Here is a 21,199-nt window from a genome sequence, read left to right on the forward strand (position 1 = left end):
AGGGATACTTTAGCCCTCACCCTCATTGTTTTCATCGTTATCTGCTTTTATGGCTATTTTGATAGCGACAATCACGACGGCAAACATTAAAAACGGCAGTGCAGCTAGAGAGTATTCGACAATGTGGCTGTCTTTGTAGCTAGGTTGCAAAATAAAATGGCCACCCACACACATTAAGATCACTACAAACAGCAAAGGTAGCATCATAATCTCTTTGTTCTTTTTGTGTTTTTTCATTCTGAACTCAGCTAATTATTCTTTCATTGAATGGTGAACACTCTCTCACACGCGGTGCAAAAAAGCCTTGATCGAAATCAGTGCGGCGGATTATACCAATTCACTCTGAGTTAGAAATAAAATTCATTAGTTTATACCAATGCAATTGGTATTATTACTTGGGAGGGGGGAAGGTCCGTGGTATAACGAAGCTCTATCGCTGTAAAAACCAACAAATACTATGACCAAAAACAATAAACAAACCATTGTTATCAAGCTCGGCACAAGTGTCTTAACTGCAGGCAGCCAGACCTTAAACAAGCCCAGACTTGTTGAGCTGGTAAGGCAGTGTGTAACGTTGCGTCAAGCTGGTCATCAGGTCATTGTTGTATCTAGCGGTGCTGTTGCTGCTGGGCGCGGTGTATTGCAGCAACAAATTGGTCATTCACTCGCTGAAAAACAGATGTTGGCTGCGATTGGGCAAGGTCAATTAATCCATTTATGGCAGTCATTGTTTAGTATTTACGACGTTAATGTGGCACAAATGCTACTGACACGAGCCGATCTTGAGCACCGCGAACGTTATCTAACGGCACGGGACATGCTCACTAAGCTTTTAGAGCATCATGTCGTGCCGATCATCAACGAAAACGATGCGGTGGCAACGTCTGAAATCAAAGTTGGCGATAACGATAACCTCTCGGCTTACGTCGCAATTTTAGCAAATGCCGATAAATTGGTATTACTCACCGATCAGCATGGTCTTTTTACCGCAGATCCCAGAGCCAATCCAGATGCGCAGTTGATAGAGCAAGTAACACATATAAACGACGAACTTAGAGCTCTTGCTGGTGGTAGTGGCACACAACTTGGCACGGGTGGTATGGCGACTAAGTTGCAAGCCGCCGACATCGCACAACGAGCAGGCGTTGATGTCGTGATTGCAAAAGGTAGTGAATACGACATTTTACCGCAAGTACTTACGCAAACCGCACCAAGCACGACGTTTTTGAAGTTTGACGCTCCGGTTGGAGGGCGCAAGCGCTGGTTGCTGTCTGGCCCTAAATCAACCGGTAAAATAATTTGTGATAGTGGTGCAATCAATGCGGTATGTAATCAAGGAGCAAGTTTACTAGCAAAAGGTATCGTGTCGATTGAAGGGCAATTTAAACGTGGTGAGCTGGTTCAAGTGTTTTGCCAACAAGGCACGCTACAGGCACAAGGTTTAACTAGCTTAAGTAATCAAGAACTTGGTTTGGTAATTGGCCGTCATAGTAGTGAATTTGCGCAGTGTCTTGGCTTTGAAAGTGCAGAGGAGATCATCCATCGCGATAATTTGGTGCTCTTAAATCAACATAGCCAACAAGAAGTATTAAATTAGCCTATAAATTACTGTAAATTCAGAGAGCTGTTCTACACTTATCAAGAGTCAACTTTATTGAGAGGCCTTGAATGTCGATTAGCTATTCACCCTGTGGTCACGAACTTACTTTAGAGCTCTTGGCGCAAAAGAGTGAACTGGTGCTAATGCAGGCCCTTGAGCGGGTTATCTCTGATGTTTGTGGGGAAAGCTATGCATTTTATTTCAGTAAAAGCTTATCGGAAAAAGAAGTCCCAAAATCTATATTTGTGAGCCATCGCGACTTTTGTGTTGTGGTGGGACCGGTAGATGCCGTGGTAGATAAATTACAGCAGCGCCAAGATGACAAACACCTCATTCAATACCACGGCGATAGTGTTATCCCGTTTTATCACCAAGCTCAGCTCGTTGGTTTTTTATATATAGAAGGTCAAGTAAATCTCACCACTGCGACTTTAATGAAGCACTTACTCACTGTTTTTGCGCATCAAATGGCAACATTGCACTTTGCTCGTATCGATCCGCTTTCCGAGCTACTCAATCGCCAAACGTTTGATGAAAAAGTCATGGAAATAACCAATGGGGACGGGTTTACGGTATGCCGTGATGACAGTGAAGACCGCAAGTGGTATTTAGCGATGGTAGATATCGATCACTTTAAACAGGTAAACGACAATTTTGGTCATGTGATTGGCGATGAAGTGATCCTGTTGGTAGCACAAAAGATCAAAGCTAACTTTAGAGCAGAAGACTATGTGTTTCGCTACGGCGGAGAGGAGTTTGCGGCGCTATTTCAAAGTCGCAATGATGACTCTGCTGCAGTAGCACTTGAGCGCTTGAGAAGTACAATAGCTTCCAGCCGATTTCCGCAAGTAGAGCATGTTTCTGTGAGCCTAGGTTTTACTGAAGTGGTCGATACACTACAAGTTTCTGAGCAAGTTCATAAAGCCGATCTTGCGCTTTATCACTCAAAAGAAAATGGCAGAAACCAAGTTACAAACTACCTCGCTTTAGGGTTAGCTGAATCACAATACGCATGTGCAGAAATAGAGTTGTTTTAAGCTCCGCTTATATATAGCGCTTAAAGATTATGCTAAACTCCCCAACCTATTTTTTAGCGAATGTAGCAAAAGGTTTGGGAAACGTTATGCAATTTGTAAGATGGTTTTTAGGACGTCTGATTTTACTTTTTGATTTTATTTTTACCCCGCGCAGTAAAAAACGTGCCGCAGAACAACAGCAAAAGCTAGATGCTATGACGGCAAACTTAAAGTTATACCAATTTAAGGCATGTCCATTTTGCGTTAAAGTGCGCCGCGCTGCCAAGCGTGAAGGGCTTAAGCTCGAAACCCGTGATGCCAAAAATGATGAGCAATATCGCCAAGAGTTGCTAGAGCAGGGGGGTAAAGTGAAGGTGCCATGCTTGCGAATCGAAGAGCAAGGCGAAGTCACTTGGCTGTACGAATCCAATGACATTGTTGCTTATCTAGAAAAGCTGGAAAAAGCAGCTTAATTCACGCGCCTTACTATGCGCTAATCAGGCGCTATGCTAGCATAGCGCCATTAATCGACTAATCCATTTTTAAGAGAATTTTGATGACTATCCGTACTCGTGTCGCACCCTCTCCAACAGGTGATCCGCATTTAGGAACGGCTTATATTGCCTTATTCAACTATTGCTTTGCCAAGCAGCAAGGTGGTGAGTTTGTATTACGAATTGAAGATACCGATCAGGTACGTAGTACTGTTGAATCTGAGCAAGCTATCATGGACAGCCTACGTTGGTTAGGGCTTGACTGGGATCATGGTCCGGATGTGGGTGGCGAGTTTGGTCCATACCGTCAATCAGAGCGTTCTGACTTATACAAAAAGTTTGCACAGCAGCTTGTAGATGATGGTAAAGCGTTTTACTGCTTTGCGACGGCTGAAGAGCTAGACCAAATGCGTGAAGAGCAGATGGCAGAAGGCTTACGCCCTAAATATGATGGCCGTGGCTTACGTTTATCTGAAGAACAAGTAAAGGCAAACCTTGAAGCTGGCAAGCCTTACGTAATTCGCATGAAAATCCCAGAAGAAGGCACGTTTAAGTTTAACGATTACCTACGCGGTGAAATTGAGATCCCATGGGAAAACGTAGACATGCAAGTTTTGTTGAAAGCCGACGGCTTCCCAACTTACTTCCTTGCAAACGTAGTAGATGACCATCACATGGAGATTAGCCATATCTTCCGTGGTGAAGAGTGGATCAACTCTGCGCCTAAACTACTAAAATTGTACGAAGACTTCGGCTGGGAAGCACCTGTACTTGGTCACTTACCGCTACTTCGTAACCCTGATAAGTCTAAGCTGTCAAAGCGTAAAAACCCAACTTCAATTAACTACTACAAAGAAATGGGTTTCTTACCAGAAGCACTACTTAACTATTTAGGTCGTATGGGTTGGTCAATGCCGGATGAGCGTGAAAAGTTCACTTTGGCTGAGATGATTGAACACTTTGATATGAAGCGCGTATCGCTTGGTGGACCTATCTTTGATATTGACAAGCTTAACTGGTTAAACGGTCTGTGGATCCGTGAAAACCTAACCGATGCAGAACTTATCCAGCGCTTTGTCGACTGGAAGTTTAACGGTGATATGTTGGCTCGCGTACTTCCTGAAGCCAAGGCGCGTATTAACACGTTATCTGATTTGGTGGGGCTAGCAGGCCACTTTGTGGCGGGCTTACCTGAATACGATCCAGCGTTATTAACGGCTGGTAAAGCGGACGAAGAAGTGGTTCGTCAAGCTCTGCAGTTCTTTATTTGGGAATTGGAAAAGCTGCGTACGTGGAACAAGTCTGAGATCTTCTCTATTGCAAAGGCTGTGGCGACACACCATGAGTTAAAGATCAAAGAGTTCTTAGAGCCTATCTTCGTTGCTATTACAGGCAAAACCTCATCGACCTCAGTAGTAGATGCGATGGAAGTGTTAGGTTCAGACCTTTCTCGTGCGCGTTTAAGAGTGGCACTAGAGCATATTGGTGTATCTAAAAAGCAAGCGAAAAAGCTTGAAAAAGCATACCGTGAGTACCCGTCTATTGCATAATAGCGAGACCGTATTGTAAAAGCCGCTGATGTAGCGGCTTTTTTATTGTCCGAAATGTATCGTGTTTACCGCTTTCCTTGTGCCATCAACACATCAAGAGACTGCCTTAACAGTTGAATTTGCTCCATACTTAAGCCCGCTTTTGCCATCATTTGTGCTGGGATACAAGCGCATGATTGCTCGAGGATTTTACCTGCTTGAGTTAAGTGAATGAAGGTTTGTCGTTCATCATCAGGATTTTTGCTACGGGTAACGAGACCACGCTCTGCTAAGCGCTTAAGGAGCGGTGTTAGGGTGTTGCTATTGAGTTCAGCTCGTTCGCCTATTTCTTTCACGAGCTGTCCGTCCTGCTCCCATAAAATCAATAACACTATGTATTGCGGATACGTGAGCCCAACCTCTTTGAGTAACGGCTGATAGAGTCGTGTAACCTGTCTTGATGCACTATATAGCCGAAAACAGATCTGGTTATCGAGATTGAGCTGCGGGTTAGATTGACTCATTTAGTAACTTTTCAATATCTTTGGCTATTTGTTCAGGCTTGGTGATTGGGGCATAGCGCTTAACGGGTTCACCCTGCTGGTTAAATAAAAACTTAGTGAAGTTCCATTTGATTTTATTACCAAATAGCCCTGGAAGCGCGGACTTTAGGTATTGATACAGTGGGTGTGCTTTATCGCCATTAACCTCAATCTTTTCCATCATCTGAAAATCAACACCGTAGTTAATTAAGCAGCCTTCTTGAATTTGTTTTGCATCTCCGGGTTCTTGTTTACCAAACTGATTGCAGGGAAAGCCGATGATCACAAGTCCCTGATCCGCGTATTTTTGGTGTAGCTCTTGGAGTCCTTCATATTGTGGTGTTAATCCACACTCACTAGCCGTGTTAACAATAAGCACAGCTTTGCCTTGTAAGTCGGTAAAATGATATGCCTGACCTTGTAACGTGTTTGCTTCAAACTGATAGAGTGTCGTCATTTTTAGTCTCTTGTGATTTAATCGTGCACGATTTAATTTAGACTAAGTATGACCCTTGTGCAACCGCAGTTGAAATTATTTTGCAGGAGTATGTTGATATTTGGCGCTTAGCATCGCAAGCCGCCTGGTGATCAATGCGTGATCTTGCTTGGGGAGATATTTTAAGTGTGTGGTTAGGTAGGTACTGGTGGAATATAGTGCACGGATCATCTGGTTGGCCTTGTCGATAAATGCTCGTGTTTCTTGGGTGTGGCTACAAGCAATATGGCCTTCAAGATGAGGGAGGTTATTTGCAATCGGTAATGAGCCCACTAGATGGGCTTTGTCCTTTGGAAAGCTTTGCTGAAAAATAGCGGGGTAGGCTAATATAAAGTCGACTTTACCTGCATTAAACTGCTCCATAATGGTTTGTGCTGAGGTTTTATACGGTCTAATGGCAACATTTTTGGGCTCAAGTAGCGCTAATGCAGAGTCAATGGTATTGCCATAAGATTTGCCGACCTCTTTGATGATAGTGGTCTGTGGATAGTAAGCCATTAAACTTGCAAGCGACTTTAGCTTACCCGTGGCGTTCACAAGGCTGGCATCCATCGGGGTGTGCTGTTTGAAGTAATATAATCTATGGCTCGGATATAGGTGGATGGGGATGGTAAACAAGAAGGCTTGCTGGCGACTTGGGGTTTTTAGGCGAGACACCGCGCACACAGGCTCTTCGCTTGCTAGTAATTGGTTAAGCTTGGTTGGGGTGACAATGTTAAAGTCAAAGTAATCTCGGCCAAACTGGTTTAAAAGCAAGTTGTTGGTATCTGACTCTAAACTATGGGCTTGTCTGGTAAAAAGTCTTTGCTCATCGGCAGGTTCATTCGAGATCAGCAATATTTTTGCGTTGCAGCACGCACCAAATAACAGCAGCATTAGCAGTAAATATTTCATTATTGCTCCAACCCAGTAAAGCAAACACCAGTTTACTATAGAACATTATTACTCGGAGCTGCGAAGTTTGCTGCAAAAACATGTCTAAAAGCCTAACAAACATCAGACAGATGTATATAAATTGGACGCAAAATACGGTGCCAAATCAAGATAAGTGGTTATTTAACCTTAACTCTTTGTGCTGAGTTTTATAACCTGTCATCATTGCAATGATTTTTACCTATGGGGCAAATAAACAATGACCAAAGTGTGGGATGGATTTATCCGCGGGTTTCACTGGCTGCTCGTAGCAGGACTAGTAACCTTATATATTACCGGTGAAGAAGGCATGATGGATCTTCACTTTGTTACTGGCTATTTATTGTTAGCACTGATGGCAGCGCGATTAATTTGGGGTGTCATTGGTAGCCAAACCGCTAAATTAAGCGCGTTATTTCATTCACCTAAAGCAATTTTATCGGCCATTAAATCAAAACAAAGCCATGTAGGACATAATCCTGCGGGAAGTTTGATGGTGCTGCTATTTTTTGTGCTGATCATTGTCCAGCTTGTTTCTGGCTTGATGACAACAGATGATATTTTGGTGGAAGGCCCACTTGCACAATATGTATCTTACGACTTAGTTGAATTAGCAGGTGATATACATCACACCAATATTGAGCTGTTAATTGCGGCCATTGCACTGCATATATTTGCTATTGTGGTGTATCGCCTAAAAGGTCAAAACCTAGTAAAGACATTAGTTACTGGTAAGCAAGAACATGCAGTCAGCACGCCTGTCATGAAATCGGGTGTTGTTGCATACCTTATCTTTATTGCACTTTCAGCTTTGTTACTCTTTACGTGGGGCGCTGAGCCATTACAAGGGTTAATGTAACTTAACTCTAAACAGAGGTTAGCGAGGTCATTGTTTTCAATAACTTCGCTAACTTTTAGTGCCAAGTCCGGTCAATGTAATATTTGTTAACAGATTATCGTAACAGATATGACCTCTATTTCAGAAAATTCTGGTAACATGGCGCAGTTTTATCATAGAGGTTAGAGAAAAGTAGCGATGTTAGAGCCGTATTATCAACAACAAGCAAATGAGATCACCATTACCAGAGAGCAGGGGAGTTTATTTGCAAAAGGAGTCGCGGACGACTACAACCCACTGCACGACATCGATGCAAAGAAGTTTTGTGTACCGGGTGATCTACTTTTCTCCTTAGTGTTAAAGCACTACGGCTTAAGCGAGAATATGGAGTTTAGCTTTGTGGGCATGGTTGATGAAACAACAACCCTTACATTGCCAGAAGGTGCTGCGCAATTTGATATTACCGCAAATGATAAAGTGATGCTGTCAGTGTCGCGCGCTGGCGAAACCAGCACGTGCCCAACGCTCATCAATAGTTTGACGAGAAATTACGTAGAATTTTCAGGCACTACCTTTCCTCATGTGATCATCCCATTGATGGGTGAGCAAGAGGTAATGATAAACCCAGCAAGGCCAATGGTGATATACGAATCTATGTCTATTCATATGGATGATATATCGGTAACGGAAGTAACATTGGAAGCGGCTAAACCTGAGTTTAGCCATGAAGGCAAACGTGGCAAAATCAACCTGCGTTTTAACTTGCTGTCGAACGGCACTAAAGTCGGTTATGGTGAAAAGCACATGTTAGTTTCTGGGATCCGTGAGTATTGTCAGCAAACCGTTGATGATTTGATTGCCTATTACAACGATAGAAAAGTAGCATTAAAGCCGTAACCTCCCAATACACGCTGACGCACCTGTCAGCGTGTTGCCCACACCGTTTTCCTTTGAAACAATAATTCATCCACTCTTCAGCTGTCCGCTATACTGTTTAGATAAAATGTAATTGAATTAAATGGTATTACTGTGCCGTATGCTGACTTGCTCAAACCAGAAGCCTCACAACAAACATTATTAAAATGGCAAAAAACAGTCGATTTGATGGCGAAGATTTTTTCGGCGCCTGCTGCGTTTGTGGTACAAAAAAAAGAAGACGGTTTTGCAGTGATGATTGCAAGTGACCAAGAAGAAAACCCGTATCCTGCAGGTGGTTTTATACCGCAAGAAACCAATATCTTTTGTAAGCATGTTGTCGCTAATAATCACAATCTATATGAGCAGCACGCCAGCGTAAACTATCAATGGGACGATAACCCTGAGGTTGCCAATGATGGCTTTGAGTCTTATTTGGGTGTACCAATCCACTGGCCCAATGGAAAATCGTTTGGCACATTGTGTGTGATGGATTTTAAGCCTACAAATTACAACGCTTCGTTGGTTGAATTTATAGAGCACTTACGCGATATGCTAGAAGACGATTTGGTGATGATTGAGCGCTATAGCAAAATCAAAGCGATAGCGATGCAAGATCCGTTGACTGAAGTACTAAATCGCCGCGCGACTGAAATACTCGGTGAACATAAGCGTGATATTGCCTTAAAACTGGGTGGTGCGCTTTACTGTGTCTTTCTTGATTTAGATGGTTTTAAACCGATAAATGACAGCTATGGTCATGAAGTTGGAGATCAGGTGTTACAAAGTTTGGCTGAAGCCTTGAAAGCCGCAAGTAGCGAAGATGATATTATTGGGCGCTATGGCGGCGATGAGTTTCTGGCTATTGTACAACGAGATAATGAAGAAGCAGTAAACGACTTTATTTTTCAAAGTGAGGCTAATTTCTATCAGGCGTTAAAAAAGAAAAAGCTCCCCAAGTGTGGTTTTTCTGCGGGATTTGCCAAGAGCGACAGTAAGTTTGAAAGCATGACCAGTTTATTCTCTCGAGCAGACAAACACATGTATCAGAAAAAAATGAACTAGCGTGCCTACAAATCGCGCTTTCCTTAAATTAATTCCCTTAGTCACCGTCTACTAAACAGAGTGCATGTAACCTCATGACTCGGTTACTAAATCTTTCAAACGGGCTTTGTCGCTTCAATGACAGTCGTTTGTGTAATTTAAGTGGAAAAGTATGTATTCAATTCACCCTTTGTGGCAGCAATTCCCTTGTGCCGACAAAACCGCGCTGCAAGGTACAGAGCTCGCCTCGTATCACAACCCGCAGATCAATAAGACAGTGCGCTTTAAGCTGATCTCAAAAGCGGATTTACCACTATTTTGTCAGTGGATGAACGATCCTCGAGTTGCACATTTTTGGCAGCAGGCGTGGTCAGAAGAAAAGCAGTGGCAGTATCTCAGCGAACGTTTAGCAGACAACTTTAGTTTGCCGCTCGTCATGTATTTTGATGAGCAGCCATTTGGCTATGTTGAAGTTTATTGGGCTGAGTTAGATAAGTTAGCGGGATATTATGAGTGGCAGCCCAAAGATAGAGGCGTCCATTTATTAGTTGGCGAGCAATCATGTAGAGGTCCCGAAAATTTTCGTGCTTGGATGACCAGTTTAAGTCACCTTATTTATTTAGGGCATGAAGATACTCAGCGTATTGTGCTAGAGCCTCGCCATGATAATACGCGGCTACTCACTCGCATTGCAGAGCTTGGTTATCATAGCCAGTTTGAGTTTGACTTTCCTCATAAGCGTGCTGCGTTAGTGATGGCTGAGAAAGCTTCATTCTATCGAGACGTTTTTCCTCAGTTTGCTTAGGTTACTTAGCGCGGCTTTTCTTTGCACCATATTGTGCTTGTGTTTGGGACAGTCGCGGCAGTAATTGCCATTTTCTCGGTCGTGGAGAAGGCAGCATTCAGGGCGGATTTGATATTTGCCACTCGGATCATGTGCGGTTATTTCGGTAAACTTAAGCGGATTCTTTAGCGCCCCTAAGTGGGCGGATGTAGTCAGTATTTGTTTATCTTCAAGCAATGTTGGATGCGCACCCACAAGCCCCATAATAATGTCGAAAAAGTCGTTCAAGCGATAAAAGCAATTACTCCATAACGTCCGCTCTTTTACGCCAAAAGCTTGGTGTAGCAGGTCGTGAAGCGGTGATAAGTGATTGAACAATAAGTCGTGATAGCGTGTTTCTGTGTCAGTGTTTTTAAGTGCTTTACCTTGATGCGGCAGCAAAATGCTGAGCTGCTCAGGGTTGTAGCTCAATTCGCAAAGCTTTAGTGGCAAGGGTGTTAGCAATAATGAATGGCTCACGATGATGCTTGGAAAAATATTGAAGGTGTAATACATATGCCACACGGAGGCTTGAGCCCTTGATTTCGTTACGCCTCTCTCTAAGCTAAAGCGAGTTATATGGTCGATAAAATGTGGTGACTCTAATAACTCAGAAAAAGTCGCTGTAGATCGTAAGGGGGTGAGGTCAACACCTTGCGCATACGTATCATAAGGAGGTTTAAAAAAAGGCACTAAATTCGGCAGCATTGAAACGAACAGCTATAGAGGTTTATGGTTAATGACGAAGCGCAACTTCATTAATTTAATACCGCCTTTTAGTCTCAAACTCCCACATTACTTTAGTGCTTATGTTTGTTTGGCTGTTATCTGCCAAAAACGGCACTAGAAAATGCAGTTAATGGTCAAATTACATGTTTTGGCGGGGTAAAAAATACCGAACACCGACAAATCAATAATCTTATGTAAAAAAATTTAGTTTAGTTTCGTCACTAGTCTGAGTGTCGTGGTTGCTGCCTAAAAGTGGTGTGCAACAAAAACAAATATTCGGCTTGGGAACTAGGCTCTACATGCAAGAACTAACTAAAAAAATAACCCAAATAAGTACCTCTATAAGTCTTCTACAGGAGTTCATCGCGGCGCCGTCTGTGACGCCTTGTGATGCCGGGTTGATCTTAACAATCGCCCAATATCTTGAGGAACTCGGGTTTGAAACCTCATGGTTTGAAGAAAATGGAGTGCGTAACCTTATAGCCAAGCAGGTTTTTTCTGAAGGTCCAAGTTTTGCATTTTCTGGTCATGTTGATGTTGTCCCCGCTGAGCAGGAGCATTGGCATTCCGATCCATTTAAAGCGACTGTCGTAAACGATGTTATTTATGGCAGGGGCGTGTCCGATATGAAAGGGGGCATTGCTGCCATGCTGAGTGCCACACGAGTCTTACTGGCTTCGAAGCAAAAGCTTAAAGGCACTTTCTATTGGTTGCTGACATCCGATGAAGAGGGGGAAGCTGAATTTGGTACCAAGCGAATCGTCGAGCGACTCAGTCAAGATGGTGTAACGATTGACGCTTGCCTTGTTGGAGAGCCTACCTCACACAATCGAGTGGGTGATGTGATCCGAAATGGTCGCCGCGGCTCAATCTCAGGTGCCATAAAAATTGAAGGGAAAGCAGGCCATGTCGCTTATCCCGAACAAACGGTCAATGCAGCACATATCGCGGGTAAAGTAGTGGCGATACTATGCAGTTTACAGTGGCAAAAAGACCAACCAGATGTCAAAACAACCCTTCAAGTCACGGGCGTCAATACGACGACTGATGTGGATAATATCGTACCTGAAGCGTGTCAGGTTAATTTCAATATTAGATACAGCCATGGGTATTGTAATCAAGAGATCATCGGCATTATCGAAAATCACTTAGCAAGATTTAAAGACAACCTGAGCCTAGATTGGTCAAGGGCATGTAACCCCTATTATACCAGTGCAGATATGGAAAATTCGTTCTTAAACTTAGTGGAAAACGCCATCGTGCGGTGTACTGCGAGATATCCCATAGTAAACACCGCTGGAGGCACGTCTGATGGGCGTTTTTTTGCCAATGGCCACACCCAAACGATTGAATGTGGTGTTAAAAACGACACGATACACCAAGCCAATGAGTGTTTACCCATAAGTGATTTACTGGAAATCGAGCAGATTTATTTAACGGTGCTCAGTGATTTTTTTGGCGCAAAGCAACACCTTAACTTGCCCGCTGGTGAATAAGTTGCACGCCGTCAGGCAGACAATACCAGTTTGACTTCATACTTGCTCAATTTGAGGGATTAAATCTGACGCGAGCTGTGTTAAAAATTTATCAGTTAGAACAACTAAATAGCAAAATTTTTGCCGGGCTAAAGACAAGATTTTCTGGCCTCAACATTTAGGTAAATTGGTATAAATCTAGTTTTTTTTAGACTTTCATTAAACAACTTTAGAAGTGCTTCGTCTTGTTGCTATCAGACTCAGTAATTGAATTATGAGGAAATCGTGTGCTTGGGTATTTAATTCGTCAATCAAAATGGTTGTTAGGTGCGGCTGTGTTCACGAGTGCAATCTGCGGTGTGTGTGCCGTATTGTTACTCACGCAAATTAATAAGGTATTGAATTCATCACAACAAGAAGCCAATCAATTTTTTGGTATTTTTGTGGCTTTGGTGGTGGCTGTGCTGTTTTTTCAGGTGGTGGCTTCAACATTGTTTGAGCGATTGAGTCAACAGGCACATGCTGTGCTGAGAAGGCATATTTCAGATAAGGTGCTGCAAGCAGATTATCGTCAACTTGAAGAAGTAGGCGGAGCCAAGGTGCAATCAGCGCTGTCTGAACACTGTTTAAAAGTTGCTGAGTTTTTCGTCCGGTTACCGGTGATCGTCGTCAATGGTATTATTGTAATTGGTTGTATGGCTTACATCGCTTGGTTATCGCTGGATGTATTTGTGATGGCGCTGGTGGTCTTGGGTTTAGGCTCTATTGGCTATCATTTGGTTCATCTCAAAGCCATCGGCTATTTAAATGGTGCAGCAAAAGAGCAAGATCGCTTGTTTGGACACTTTAGTGCTTTGGTTGATGGTGCCAAAGAGCTACGCTTGCATGCTGGTAAAAGACAGCGATTTGCAGATAACGTGCTTGGAGATTCCATTGAATCGGTTCGTAAGCAACGGACGGTGGGCATGTCTGTCTTTGTTATTTCTACCGCTTGGGGAAATTTCTTAATCTACGCATTTATTGGCGCGGTTTTGTTCGCGCTGGTAGCAGATTCAGCGCAGCGTACCCAAATACTAACGGGCTTTGCGTTGGTCTTTATATATATGATTGCGCCCTTAGAGAACTTACTAAAGGCTCTGCCCGCGGCCAATATAGCGAAAGCATCAGCTGCACGCATTGAAGCTGTTACCGCGCATTTATCCGAAGGAGCGAAAGAAAAGCACTTACCGAATGCGCCTTCCTCGTTTAAACAGCTTGAATTAAGCGGGTTAACACATCAGTTTTATCATGAACCTTCTGATGATTTATTCACACTTGGACCTATCGATTTATCGTTTAAACCGGGGGAAATTGTCTTTTTGGTTGGCGGTAATGGCAGTGGCAAAACCACGCTGGCTAAGATGTTGGTCGGATTATACAAGAGTAATACTGGTCAACTTCGCTTAGATGGCAAAACCATTAACCCTGAAGATCTAGATGAGTATAGACAGCTTTTCACCGCAATTTTCTCTGACTTTTATCTGTTTGAAGAATTGCTGGATATCCCTTCGGCTGAATTAGATGCGGCCGCAAACTCACTGTTAGAAAAGCTCCAACTTAATCGTAAAGTGCATGTTGCCAATGGTGCATTTTCAACGCGTGCGTTATCTCAAGGGCAAAGAAAGCGACTAGCCATGGTGGTAGCCCATTTAGAGCAGCGTCCGTTTTTAGTCTTTGATGAATGGGCGGCGGACCAAGATCCTATATTTAAAGAGGTGTTTTATCGCCAGTTATTACCAGAGCTTAAAGCGCAGGGTAAAACGCTGTTGGTTATCTCTCATGACGATAAGTATTTTGACTGCGCCGATCGACTGTTGCGAATGGAGCACGGCCAACTTTATCAGCGTGAAGAGGCAGCTGCATAAATAACCTGAGTGGTTAAAGTTGAGCGCAGTGCAAGCCAACACTATCACTGCGTTTAACTTGATAACCGCTTAGCGGCTAAGCATATTTAGGCCGCGATATCCCTACCCATATGCTTTCAATTATCTGCACTGGTAAAAAATCAGAATATAGACGCTTTTTTCTTTAAACAATTCGCATTTCTATTCGTCTACAGAGGCAATATCGCCAAATTTATTGGCATGTTGAGAAGGTAGCACGGAGATACATACCTCATGGCTACCCAACCTCATCAGAATGTAAACCGACTGCCTATAGTAGCAGTGCAATATTTATCAGGAGATGTCATGTCAGTGAGCTGTTTTGACCGCGAAGATGAAACCTTCATCGTGCTTATTAATCAAGAAGAACAATATTCAATTTGGCCCGAGTGGAAAGCGGTACCAGTGGGTTGGCAAGCTGTAGCTGGTGTTCAGGGCGATAAGGCCCACGTGCAAAGCTACATTAACGAGCACTGGACTGATATGCGTCCTGCTTCTTTGCGTCAGTGGATGGCTGAGCAAGCGCAACAAGGTGACGCGTGAGTACATCAAGCATTAAGCTGTTGTGCCTGCCTTGTGCTGGGGCGAGTGCCTCAATGTACTTACGTTGGAGTCGGCAATTGCCTAGCTGGATAAAGCTAGTGCCCATTGAGCTTGCAGGAAGAGGCCCTAGGTTAGATGAAGAGAAAGTCGAAAACTACCACGAGCAAGTGAGTGCGATACTTCAGTGTTATCAGCATGAGATGACCGGTGATTATGCTTTTTTTGGTCATAGCATGGGAGCTTTGCTTGCCTATGGCGTAACACTGCAGTTGCAACAGCGCAATTTACCTTTGCCTAACACTTTGATGCTATCGGCGTGTCCTGCGCCACAGTTTATTCATCCTGAGCGCTATCCAGAACCTAATGATCGGCAAGCGCTCATTGCTGAATTGCGAGCGCAGGGAGGAACGCCAGACATGCTATTTGACAATGCTGATTTATTGGAAATGACGCTTGAGGTGCTGGCCGCTGACTATCACGCATTGCGCTCGTTTACGCCACCGAGCTCTTCGCAAATAACCGTGCCGGTAACCACTTTTTATGGTCACGATGACTTAATCAGTGTTAGCGAAGTACTGGCCTGGCAGCAACACGCCCGTCAACCATTATCGCAACAAGGGTTCGCTGGTGGGCATTTTTATATTCACAGTGCCCAAGCTTCAGTGTTGTCTGCACTTGAGCAAACACTGAGTCGCCATAATACATCAGCGGCTGCTTTGGTCAGTAGTTGTGAGTAAAACCAAGCGCTGCACTTGAGGACTTGGGTTATCACACAGCATTAAACACTTGGTATTAGTCGGTTCGCTTTTTAATCTTGTCTCTAGTCGCGAGCCCATTTAGAAAAATTGAGGTAGAGCTGCAATATGCAACACAAGCCATTACAACTAAACCCGTATCTCACGGGCGAGACGCCCCACAGCATGGTTGAGCGTTTACAACACCTTGCCCAGATCCAAGCAGATAAAACCGCGCTGGTGGTCGTTAGTGACAAAGAAGGTGTGCTGGATGAGCGCTCATTTACCTATGGTGAATTAGATATACAGATTAAAAGACTAGCGGCCGAGCTGCAGCTACAGTGTCGTCAAGGTGATCGCGTGCTGTTGATGCTAGATAACAATGAACACTATGTTATCAGTTTCTTCGCATGCCTTTATGCCGGTCTCATCGCGGTTCCTTTATTTGTTCCCGAATCTTCACGTTCTCAGCATATTCAGCGCGTTGTTGGGATTGCGTTAAATTGTCAAGCAACCGCTATTTTAGCGCATTCTGCAGATCATCAGTTAGTTGAACTAGCCAAACAAGAAATGCACAACAGCGGCCTAAGTGCTGCAAGTTTACTGTTTGTTGACCAGTTAAATTATCAAGAGAATACCTGCTGGCAAGCGCATACGCCACAACCACAAGAGTTGGCATTTTTACAATATACCTCAGGCTCAACGGCAGCACCAAAGGGTGTTATGGTGAGTCACGGTAATTTGATTGCAAATGAAATTGCCATCAGCGAAGGGAGTGGGGTGATAGCAGACGAGGTTGTGGTGTCTTGGTTGCCTCTGTACCACGATATGGGATTAATGGCCGGCTTGATTTTGCCTTTATTCAATGGCTCAAAATGTGTCTTGATGTCGCCTCGCTACTTCCTTGAAAAACCAATCCGCTGGCTTGAAGCAATTGCTAGACACCGAGGTACGTCAAGCGGTGGTCCAGATTTTGGTTATCGCTTGTGTGTTGAAAGGATAAGGCCAAGCGCAATGGCGAACTTGGATCTGTCTTCTTGGCAAGTGGCCTTTAGTGGCGCAGAGCCTGTAAGGGTTGATACGCTTGATAGCTTTTTTGCACAAGCCACGCCAGCAGGTTTTAATCCTCAAGCCATATACCCGTGTTATGGATTGGCTGAAGCAACCTTATTTGTTACTGGGCCAAAAAGACAATCTGGCCTAGTGGTACAGTCATTTTCTGCTGCCTCACTTGCACAAGGTATCGCACAACAAGCTGAGCACGGCGTAAAGCAGGTAGCCTGTGGCGTACCAGCTTCACATCATAGTATACGGATCACAGACAACACGACCAAGGCGGCATTGCCGGCAGGACATGTGGGTGAAATTTGGGTATCGGGGCCGAGTATTGCTCAGGGCTATTGGCAAAACCCAGCTGCAACGGCAGACACCTTTGTAGAACATGAGCAAGCGCGTTGGCTGCGCACTGGGGACTTAGGGGTTTGGCAAGATAATCAACTATACATTGTTGGCCGCATCAAGGATTTGATCATTTCTCATGGTCGCAATATCTATCCTCAGGATATTGAAAAAATTATCGAAACGGAATTTGAGTTCGCCCGTAAAGGTCGGATCGCGGTATTTGCAGCCACGGATAACCATAGCGAAGGCGTTGGTGTAGCCCTAGAAATTGCGCGCAAGGTTCAGCGCCAAGTGAGTCCGCAGTTGTTGGTCAATCGCTTAAAGGAAATCGTTGCAGAATATTGTGATGAGTCCGTCACAGGCGTTTTGATGATGCAACCTGCAAGCTTGCCAAAAACGTCCAGTGGCAAATTACAGCGTAGCGCCTGCAAGCAAATGTGGACGCAAGCCGCTGAACTGAGTGTCGCTGCGCCACTGTCAGACGATAATGTTGATAAGGCTTATGCGATTTATGCACATAATCAGCTGGTGCGTGGTCAAACACTGGCAGATACTTTGGCCCCAGCACCTTTATCAGAACACGAGCAAGCACTGGCCGATATCTGGCAAGCCGTGCTCAATCGTAAGAGTGATTTTAGTCGTGACGCACACTTTCTAGCAGAGGGCGGTAACTCGCTAAAAGCGGTGCAGTTAATTCACGCCATTGAGCAACATTGGCAAGTGAAGTTTGACCCCACAGAAATATTTCATTGTTTGCGCTTAGGCGAGCAAGCCGATGCTATTTTGGCCGCGTCACAACGTCAACAGTTGGTGGCTAAAGAAGCTTCCAGCGTGTCATCAATAAATTCCATTATTGCCAACGAGTATGGAATTGAGCAGGCCGTTCCAATGTCTCATGCGCAAGCGAGACTATGGTTTTTATGGCAACTAGAACCCCATAGCAGTGCTTACAATATTGGTGCGCGCATCAACCTACACTCAGATATAGACGCTACGCGCTTGCAAAACGCGTTAAATACTCTGGTGGCTGAACACCAAGCCCTGCGCACACGCTTTGATACCGATGAACTTGGTACGGCAATCCAAGTGGTTGCGCAAACGGGTCATTGGCCGCTGCAACAATTTGACTTAAGTAATGTTGCAGCGTCGCAGCAAGCTTCGGCATTGGCTGAATTGGTTGCCACAGTGAGTCAATACGCATTTGATTTAACTAAAGGGGATGTCGTCAACGCGGCGCTAATTAATCTAGGTGAGCAAGGCTATCAGCTGATTATAGTGATGCATCACATCGTTTCCGATGGCGTATCGATGCAAATATTACTAGACCAACTTGCGCATATTTATTTGGGAACCTTGAGTGCGAGTAAAGTGCGAGAGGGCACAATCACCTATCAAGACTTTTCTTTGTGGCAGCGGTCGTATCTCACCTCCGATGCAGCGCAAGCACAATTAACGTGGTGGCAAGCACAGCTCGCCTGCGATGAGCAACCTATTTTGCAGTTGTGCACGGATTTCCCTCGAGTCAATAAAGCGCACTCTCCTGAAAATAATAAGCAACTGTTAGGTGCAAATCACAGTGTCGTCTTACCGGCTCAACTGGTTAAGCAACTTCGTCGCCAAGCGGCCAAACAAAACGCCAGCTTATTTATGGTGATGTTAGCCAGTTTTCATGCATTGCTTTATCGTCATACTGGGCAACATGACATTCGAGTGGGGATACCAGTTGCGAACCGCCATTTGCCTCAACTCCAAGAGTTAGTAGGCTTTTTTGTAAATACCCAAGTGATCCCTGCGAAGTTTTCGGGTCAGACTTGTTTGCAAGATATTGTGGCGCAAGTCAAAACTGCCGTCTTGGGCGCACAAGCAAATCAAGATGTTCCTTTTGAGTATCTAGTCGAAGCGCTAGCGCCGGAACGGAGCGTCGATACGCATCCGCTTTTCCAGGTAATGTTTAGCCATACGGAGCATGATACTCGTGCATGGCAGCCGTTGGTCGCAAAGGATACTAACTTATCAGCCCGCGCTTGGCAGCCGCTAGAAGTGGCGCCGCAATTTGACTTAACGCTCGAAACTTACGAGCTAGAAGAGGATCAAGTAGCGCTAGAGTTTGTTTATCCCAGAGCACTATTTTTGCCACAAACGATAGCGCGTATGGCTGAGCAATATGTTGCTCTGCTACATGCCCAGCTTGAGTCTGGCGCAACGCCACTTGCGCAGCTATGTGTGCAAACCTCGGCAGAGCAAGCGTGGTTGACTCAGGTTGCCAAAGGGCCTGCGGTTGCAACGGATGACTCTACCATTTATCAATTGTTTGAGGAGCAAGTGAAGCGCACGCCAGATGCGCCCGCACTTATCTTCAACCAACAAACCGTGAGTTATAACGCATTAAATCAACGAGCCAACCAGCTCGCGCACTATTTAAAAAGTCGAGGTATTGGGCCTGAAGATTGTGTCGGTATGGCGCTTGAGCGCGGTATTGAGATGTATGTCACCCTATTTGCGATTTGGAAAGCGGGAGCCGCCTATGTGCCACTCGATCCGACGTACCCTGAGGACAGGCTTGTTCACATGGTGAAGGATAGCGGGGTTAAGTTGGTGCTGACCAATGCTGCGCTCGTGGCGCATATTCCAAACGCTGAAAACGCCATCTCTGTGCTTGCATACGAGCATATAGCGCTTGGCGACTTTGCAACGACTAATCCTGCGATTGCATCACACTCCCAGCACTTGGCGTATGTTATTTACACCTCAGGCTCGACCGGGTTGCCCAAAGGGGTCGCCGTTACGCATGGCCCATTGTCCATGCATATTCAAAATATGGTTGACGTATATGGAGTGGATAGCGATCACACGGAGCTGCAGTTCTTTTCGATTAACTTTGATGCCGCAGGTGAGCAGTGGATGACACCACTGATCAAAGGTGGTGCGTTAGTGCTGGCGACTAAGGCGCAGCTCAATGTGGAGGCCGTCAGTGAGTTAATAAACGTGCACAAGGTGACGGCACTGCATTTACCGCCCGCCTATTTACGCCTTTTGACGCCGCATTTGCACGACTGTAAGCAAATTCGCACCTGTATTGTCGGCGGTGAAGAATTTAGCCGCACAGATTATCAAGACGCTCATCGGGCGTTTTCTGCGCCTCGGATTGTCAACGCCTATGGGCCAACTGAAACCATTATTACACCAACGGCATGGATCAGTTTACCGGGTGAGCTACATGAGGTTAGCACTGTACCAATTGGCAAGCCGATAGGTGCGCGTGAGGCCTATATTTTAGACGCCGATCTGAATCCTGTACCACAAGGAGCAAGCGGTGAACTTTACGTGGGTGGTCGTGGTGTTGCTCGTGGTTATTTGGGGCGTCCAGCCCTGACCGCAGAGCGTTTTGTTGCCAACCCATTTAGTAGCGATGGCGAAGTCTTATATCGAACGGGAGACTTGGTTCGTTGGAATCAACGCGATGAACTGGAATATTTAGGGCGCATCGATCATCAAGTCAAAATTCGTGGTTTTCGGATAGAGCTCGGTGAAGTTGAAGCGCAATTAATGGCACTTCCACACATTAAAGAAGCGGTTGTATTGGCCAAAGACGGTGATGGCCAACATGGTCATTCTGGGACACATTTGGTGGCTTATGTTGGCGCTGAGGAGAATGGCCAAGGCGTATTACCTAGCGCGCAAACACTGAAGCAAAGTTTACTGCAAAAACTACCAGACTACATGGTCCCGAGTTGTATCACCGTATTGGCAAACTTGCCTGTGACGGCCAATGGCAAAATTGACCGTCATCACTTACCCGAACCTCAGTGGGGGAGTGGTGAAAGCCATCAAGTACCAACAGGCGGCTTAGCAAATAAAGTCGCTGCGATTTGGGCGGAAGTGCTAGGTCTAGATGCGAAACAAATTGGCCTGCATGACAACTTCTTTGACTTGGGCGGTCACTCCCTATTGTTTGGTCAAATTCAGCAACGTCTTGAAGCCGAATTTAGCTGTAAATTGACCATGTTAGAACTGTTTCATATGACAACCGTAAGTGCCATGGCCACTTACTTTGAACAACGTACACCTGAAGGCGCTGCGAATGCACAGCAAGCAGTTGCCAAAGAAATGAAAAAAGCATCGGCGCGTGGTCAACGCCAGCGCCAAGCCTTCTTGAAAAAAACACGCACAAAAGTGGAAAGCTAAG

18 protein-coding genes are annotated in these 21,199 nt (G+C 44.9%); 13 read left to right on the top strand and 5 right to left on the bottom strand.

The window, feature by feature from the left end:
- Positions 1 to 9 precede the first annotated feature (9 nt).
- Entirely contained in the window at positions 10 to 237 is a 228-nt protein-coding gene (locus tag PNC201_RS03535) for a hypothetical protein (protein ID WP_010379194.1), read from the bottom strand.
- Positions 238 to 457: 220 nt separating this feature from the next.
- Here PNC201_RS03535 and proB point away from each other — a divergent pair, with 220 nt between their 5' ends.
- From proB to gltX, 4 genes are all read left to right on the top strand, one after another.
- On the top strand, positions 458 to 1,597 hold the full coding sequence (gene proB, locus PNC201_RS03540) for a glutamate 5-kinase (RefSeq protein WP_102056186.1): 1,140 nt from the start codon (positions 458 to 460) through the stop codon (positions 1,595 to 1,597).
- 71 nt (positions 1,598 to 1,668) lie between these two features.
- Positions 1,669 to 2,637, top strand: a complete 969-nt coding sequence (locus PNC201_RS03545; RefSeq protein WP_102056187.1) for a GGDEF domain-containing protein — start codon at positions 1,669 to 1,671, stop codon at positions 2,635 to 2,637.
- An 86-nt stretch (positions 2,638 to 2,723) separates the two neighbouring features.
- On the top strand, positions 2,724 to 3,089 hold the full coding sequence (locus tag PNC201_RS03550; protein ID WP_026000901.1) for a glutaredoxin family protein: 366 nt from the start codon (positions 2,724 to 2,726) through the stop codon (positions 3,087 to 3,089).
- Between the two features lie 83 nt (positions 3,090 to 3,172).
- On the top strand, positions 3,173 to 4,660 hold the full coding sequence (gene gltX / locus PNC201_RS03555) for a glutamate--tRNA ligase (RefSeq protein ID WP_010607688.1): 1,488 nt from the start codon (positions 3,173 to 3,175) through the stop codon (positions 4,658 to 4,660).
- Between the two features lie 65 nt (positions 4,661 to 4,725).
- Here gltX and PNC201_RS03560 read toward each other — a convergent pair whose 3' ends face one another.
- From PNC201_RS03560 to PNC201_RS03570, 3 genes are all read right to left on the bottom strand, one after another.
- A complete protein-coding gene (locus PNC201_RS03560; RefSeq protein ID WP_102056188.1) occupies positions 4,726 to 5,163 on the bottom strand; it encodes a MarR family winged helix-turn-helix transcriptional regulator in 438 nt (145 codons plus the stop codon).
- Positions 5,150 to 5,638 (bottom strand): glutathione peroxidase, encoded by a 489-nt coding sequence (locus PNC201_RS03565; protein WP_010379179.1) that lies wholly within the window; start codon positions 5,636 to 5,638, stop codon positions 5,150 to 5,152. The genes PNC201_RS03560 and PNC201_RS03565 overlap by 14 nt, the downstream gene beginning before the upstream one ends.
- Positions 5,639 to 5,713: 75 nt before the next feature.
- Entirely contained in the window at positions 5,714 to 6,571 is an 858-nt protein-coding gene (locus PNC201_RS03570; RefSeq protein ID WP_102056189.1) for a transporter substrate-binding domain-containing protein, read from the bottom strand.
- Between the two features lie 238 nt (positions 6,572 to 6,809).
- On the opposite strand from PNC201_RS03570, the gene PNC201_RS03575 reads away from it, so the two are divergent.
- From PNC201_RS03575 to PNC201_RS03590, 4 genes are all read left to right on the top strand, one after another.
- Positions 6,810 to 7,448: a cytochrome b/b6 domain-containing protein gene (locus tag PNC201_RS03575; RefSeq protein WP_102056190.1), complete on the top strand. Its 639-nt coding sequence runs from the start codon at positions 6,810 to 6,812 to the stop codon at positions 7,446 to 7,448.
- Positions 7,449 to 7,625: 177 nt separating this feature from the next.
- Positions 7,626 to 8,324, top strand: coding sequence for a DUF3581 family protein (locus tag PNC201_RS03580; RefSeq protein ID WP_102056191.1), 699 nt, complete (start codon positions 7,626 to 7,628; stop codon positions 8,322 to 8,324).
- A 132-nt stretch (positions 8,325 to 8,456) separates the two neighbouring features.
- Positions 8,457 to 9,407, top strand: coding sequence for a sensor domain-containing diguanylate cyclase (locus PNC201_RS03585; protein ID WP_102056192.1), 951 nt, complete (start codon positions 8,457 to 8,459; stop codon positions 9,405 to 9,407).
- A 151-nt stretch (positions 9,408 to 9,558) separates the two neighbouring features.
- The gene (locus tag PNC201_RS03590; RefSeq protein WP_102056193.1) at positions 9,559 to 10,191 is read left to right on the top strand and encodes a GNAT family N-acetyltransferase; all 633 of its coding nucleotides are present in this window, start codon (positions 9,559 to 9,561) and stop codon (positions 10,189 to 10,191) included.
- Here PNC201_RS03590 and PNC201_RS03595 read toward each other — a convergent pair.
- On the bottom strand, positions 10,156 to 10,917 hold the full coding sequence (locus PNC201_RS03595; RefSeq protein WP_102056194.1) for an IucA/IucC family C-terminal-domain containing protein: 762 nt from the start codon (positions 10,915 to 10,917) through the stop codon (positions 10,156 to 10,158). The two genes, PNC201_RS03590 and PNC201_RS03595, sit on opposite strands and share 36 nt — an antisense overlap.
- A gap of 320 nt (positions 10,918 to 11,237) precedes the next feature.
- Between PNC201_RS03595 and dapE the strand changes: the two genes are divergently transcribed.
- The 5 genes from dapE to PNC201_RS03620 all read left to right on the top strand — a co-directional run bounded on the left by dapE (position 11,238) and on the right by PNC201_RS03620 (position 21,198).
- Positions 11,238 to 12,434: a succinyl-diaminopimelate desuccinylase gene (dapE, locus tag PNC201_RS03600; protein WP_102056195.1), complete on the top strand. Its 1,197-nt coding sequence runs from the start codon at positions 11,238 to 11,240 to the stop codon at positions 12,432 to 12,434.
- Positions 12,435 to 12,700: 266 nt separating this feature from the next.
- Positions 12,701 to 14,317 (top strand): cyclic peptide export ABC transporter, encoded by a 1,617-nt coding sequence (locus tag PNC201_RS03605; RefSeq protein ID WP_102056196.1) that lies wholly within the window; start codon positions 12,701 to 12,703, stop codon positions 14,315 to 14,317.
- Positions 14,318 to 14,569: 252 nt separating this feature from the next.
- Entirely contained in the window at positions 14,570 to 14,878 is a 309-nt protein-coding gene (locus PNC201_RS03610; protein WP_442793312.1) for an MbtH family protein, read from the top strand.
- A complete protein-coding gene (locus tag PNC201_RS03615; protein ID WP_102056198.1) occupies positions 14,875 to 15,615 on the top strand; it encodes a thioesterase II family protein in 741 nt (246 codons plus the stop codon). The genes PNC201_RS03610 and PNC201_RS03615 overlap by 4 nt, the downstream gene beginning before the upstream one ends.
- A gap of 126 nt (positions 15,616 to 15,741) precedes the next feature.
- On the top strand, positions 15,742 to 21,198 hold the full coding sequence (locus tag PNC201_RS03620; RefSeq protein ID WP_102056199.1) for a non-ribosomal peptide synthetase: 5,457 nt from the start codon (positions 15,742 to 15,744) through the stop codon (positions 21,196 to 21,198).
- Position 21,199: the final 1 nt, after the last annotated feature.

The organism is Pseudoalteromonas sp. NC201, assembly GCF_002850255.1.
In the GTDB taxonomy this organism is placed as follows: Bacteria; Pseudomonadota; Gammaproteobacteria; order Enterobacterales; family Alteromonadaceae; genus Pseudoalteromonas.

Coding starts and splice junctions, on each gene's coding strand:
- gltX (WP_010607688.1), top strand. CDS start 3,173: ATGACTATCCGTACTCGTGTCGCACCCTCTCCAACAGGTGATCCGCAT.
- PNC201_RS03610 (WP_442793312.1), top strand. CDS start 14,570: ATGGCTACCCAACCTCATCAGAATGTAAACCGACTGCCTATAGTAGCA.
- PNC201_RS03535 (WP_010379194.1), bottom strand. CDS start 237: ATGAAAAAACACAAAAAGAACAAAGAGATTATGATGCTACCTTTGCTG.
- PNC201_RS03545 (WP_102056187.1), top strand. CDS start 1,669: ATGTCGATTAGCTATTCACCCTGTGGTCACGAACTTACTTTAGAGCTC.
- PNC201_RS03570 (WP_102056189.1), bottom strand. CDS start 6,571: ATGAAATATTTACTGCTAATGCTGCTGTTATTTGGTGCGTGCTGCAAC.
- PNC201_RS03590 (WP_102056193.1), top strand. CDS start 9,559: ATGTATTCAATTCACCCTTTGTGGCAGCAATTCCCTTGTGCCGACAAA.
- PNC201_RS03565 (WP_010379179.1), bottom strand. CDS start 5,638: ATGACGACACTCTATCAGTTTGAAGCAAACACGTTACAAGGTCAGGCA.
- PNC201_RS03575 (WP_102056190.1), top strand. CDS start 6,810: ATGACCAAAGTGTGGGATGGATTTATCCGCGGGTTTCACTGGCTGCTC.
- PNC201_RS03620 (WP_102056199.1), top strand. CDS start 15,742: ATGCAACACAAGCCATTACAACTAAACCCGTATCTCACGGGCGAGACG.
- proB (WP_102056186.1), top strand. CDS start 458: ATGACCAAAAACAATAAACAAACCATTGTTATCAAGCTCGGCACAAGT.
- PNC201_RS03595 (WP_102056194.1), bottom strand. CDS start 10,917: ATGCTGCCGAATTTAGTGCCTTTTTTTAAACCTCCTTATGATACGTAT.
- PNC201_RS03550 (WP_026000901.1), top strand. CDS start 2,724: ATGCAATTTGTAAGATGGTTTTTAGGACGTCTGATTTTACTTTTTGAT.
- dapE (WP_102056195.1), top strand. CDS start 11,238: ATGCAAGAACTAACTAAAAAAATAACCCAAATAAGTACCTCTATAAGT.
- PNC201_RS03580 (WP_102056191.1), top strand. CDS start 7,626: ATGTTAGAGCCGTATTATCAACAACAAGCAAATGAGATCACCATTACC.
- PNC201_RS03560 (WP_102056188.1), bottom strand. CDS start 5,163: ATGAGTCAATCTAACCCGCAGCTCAATCTCGATAACCAGATCTGTTTT.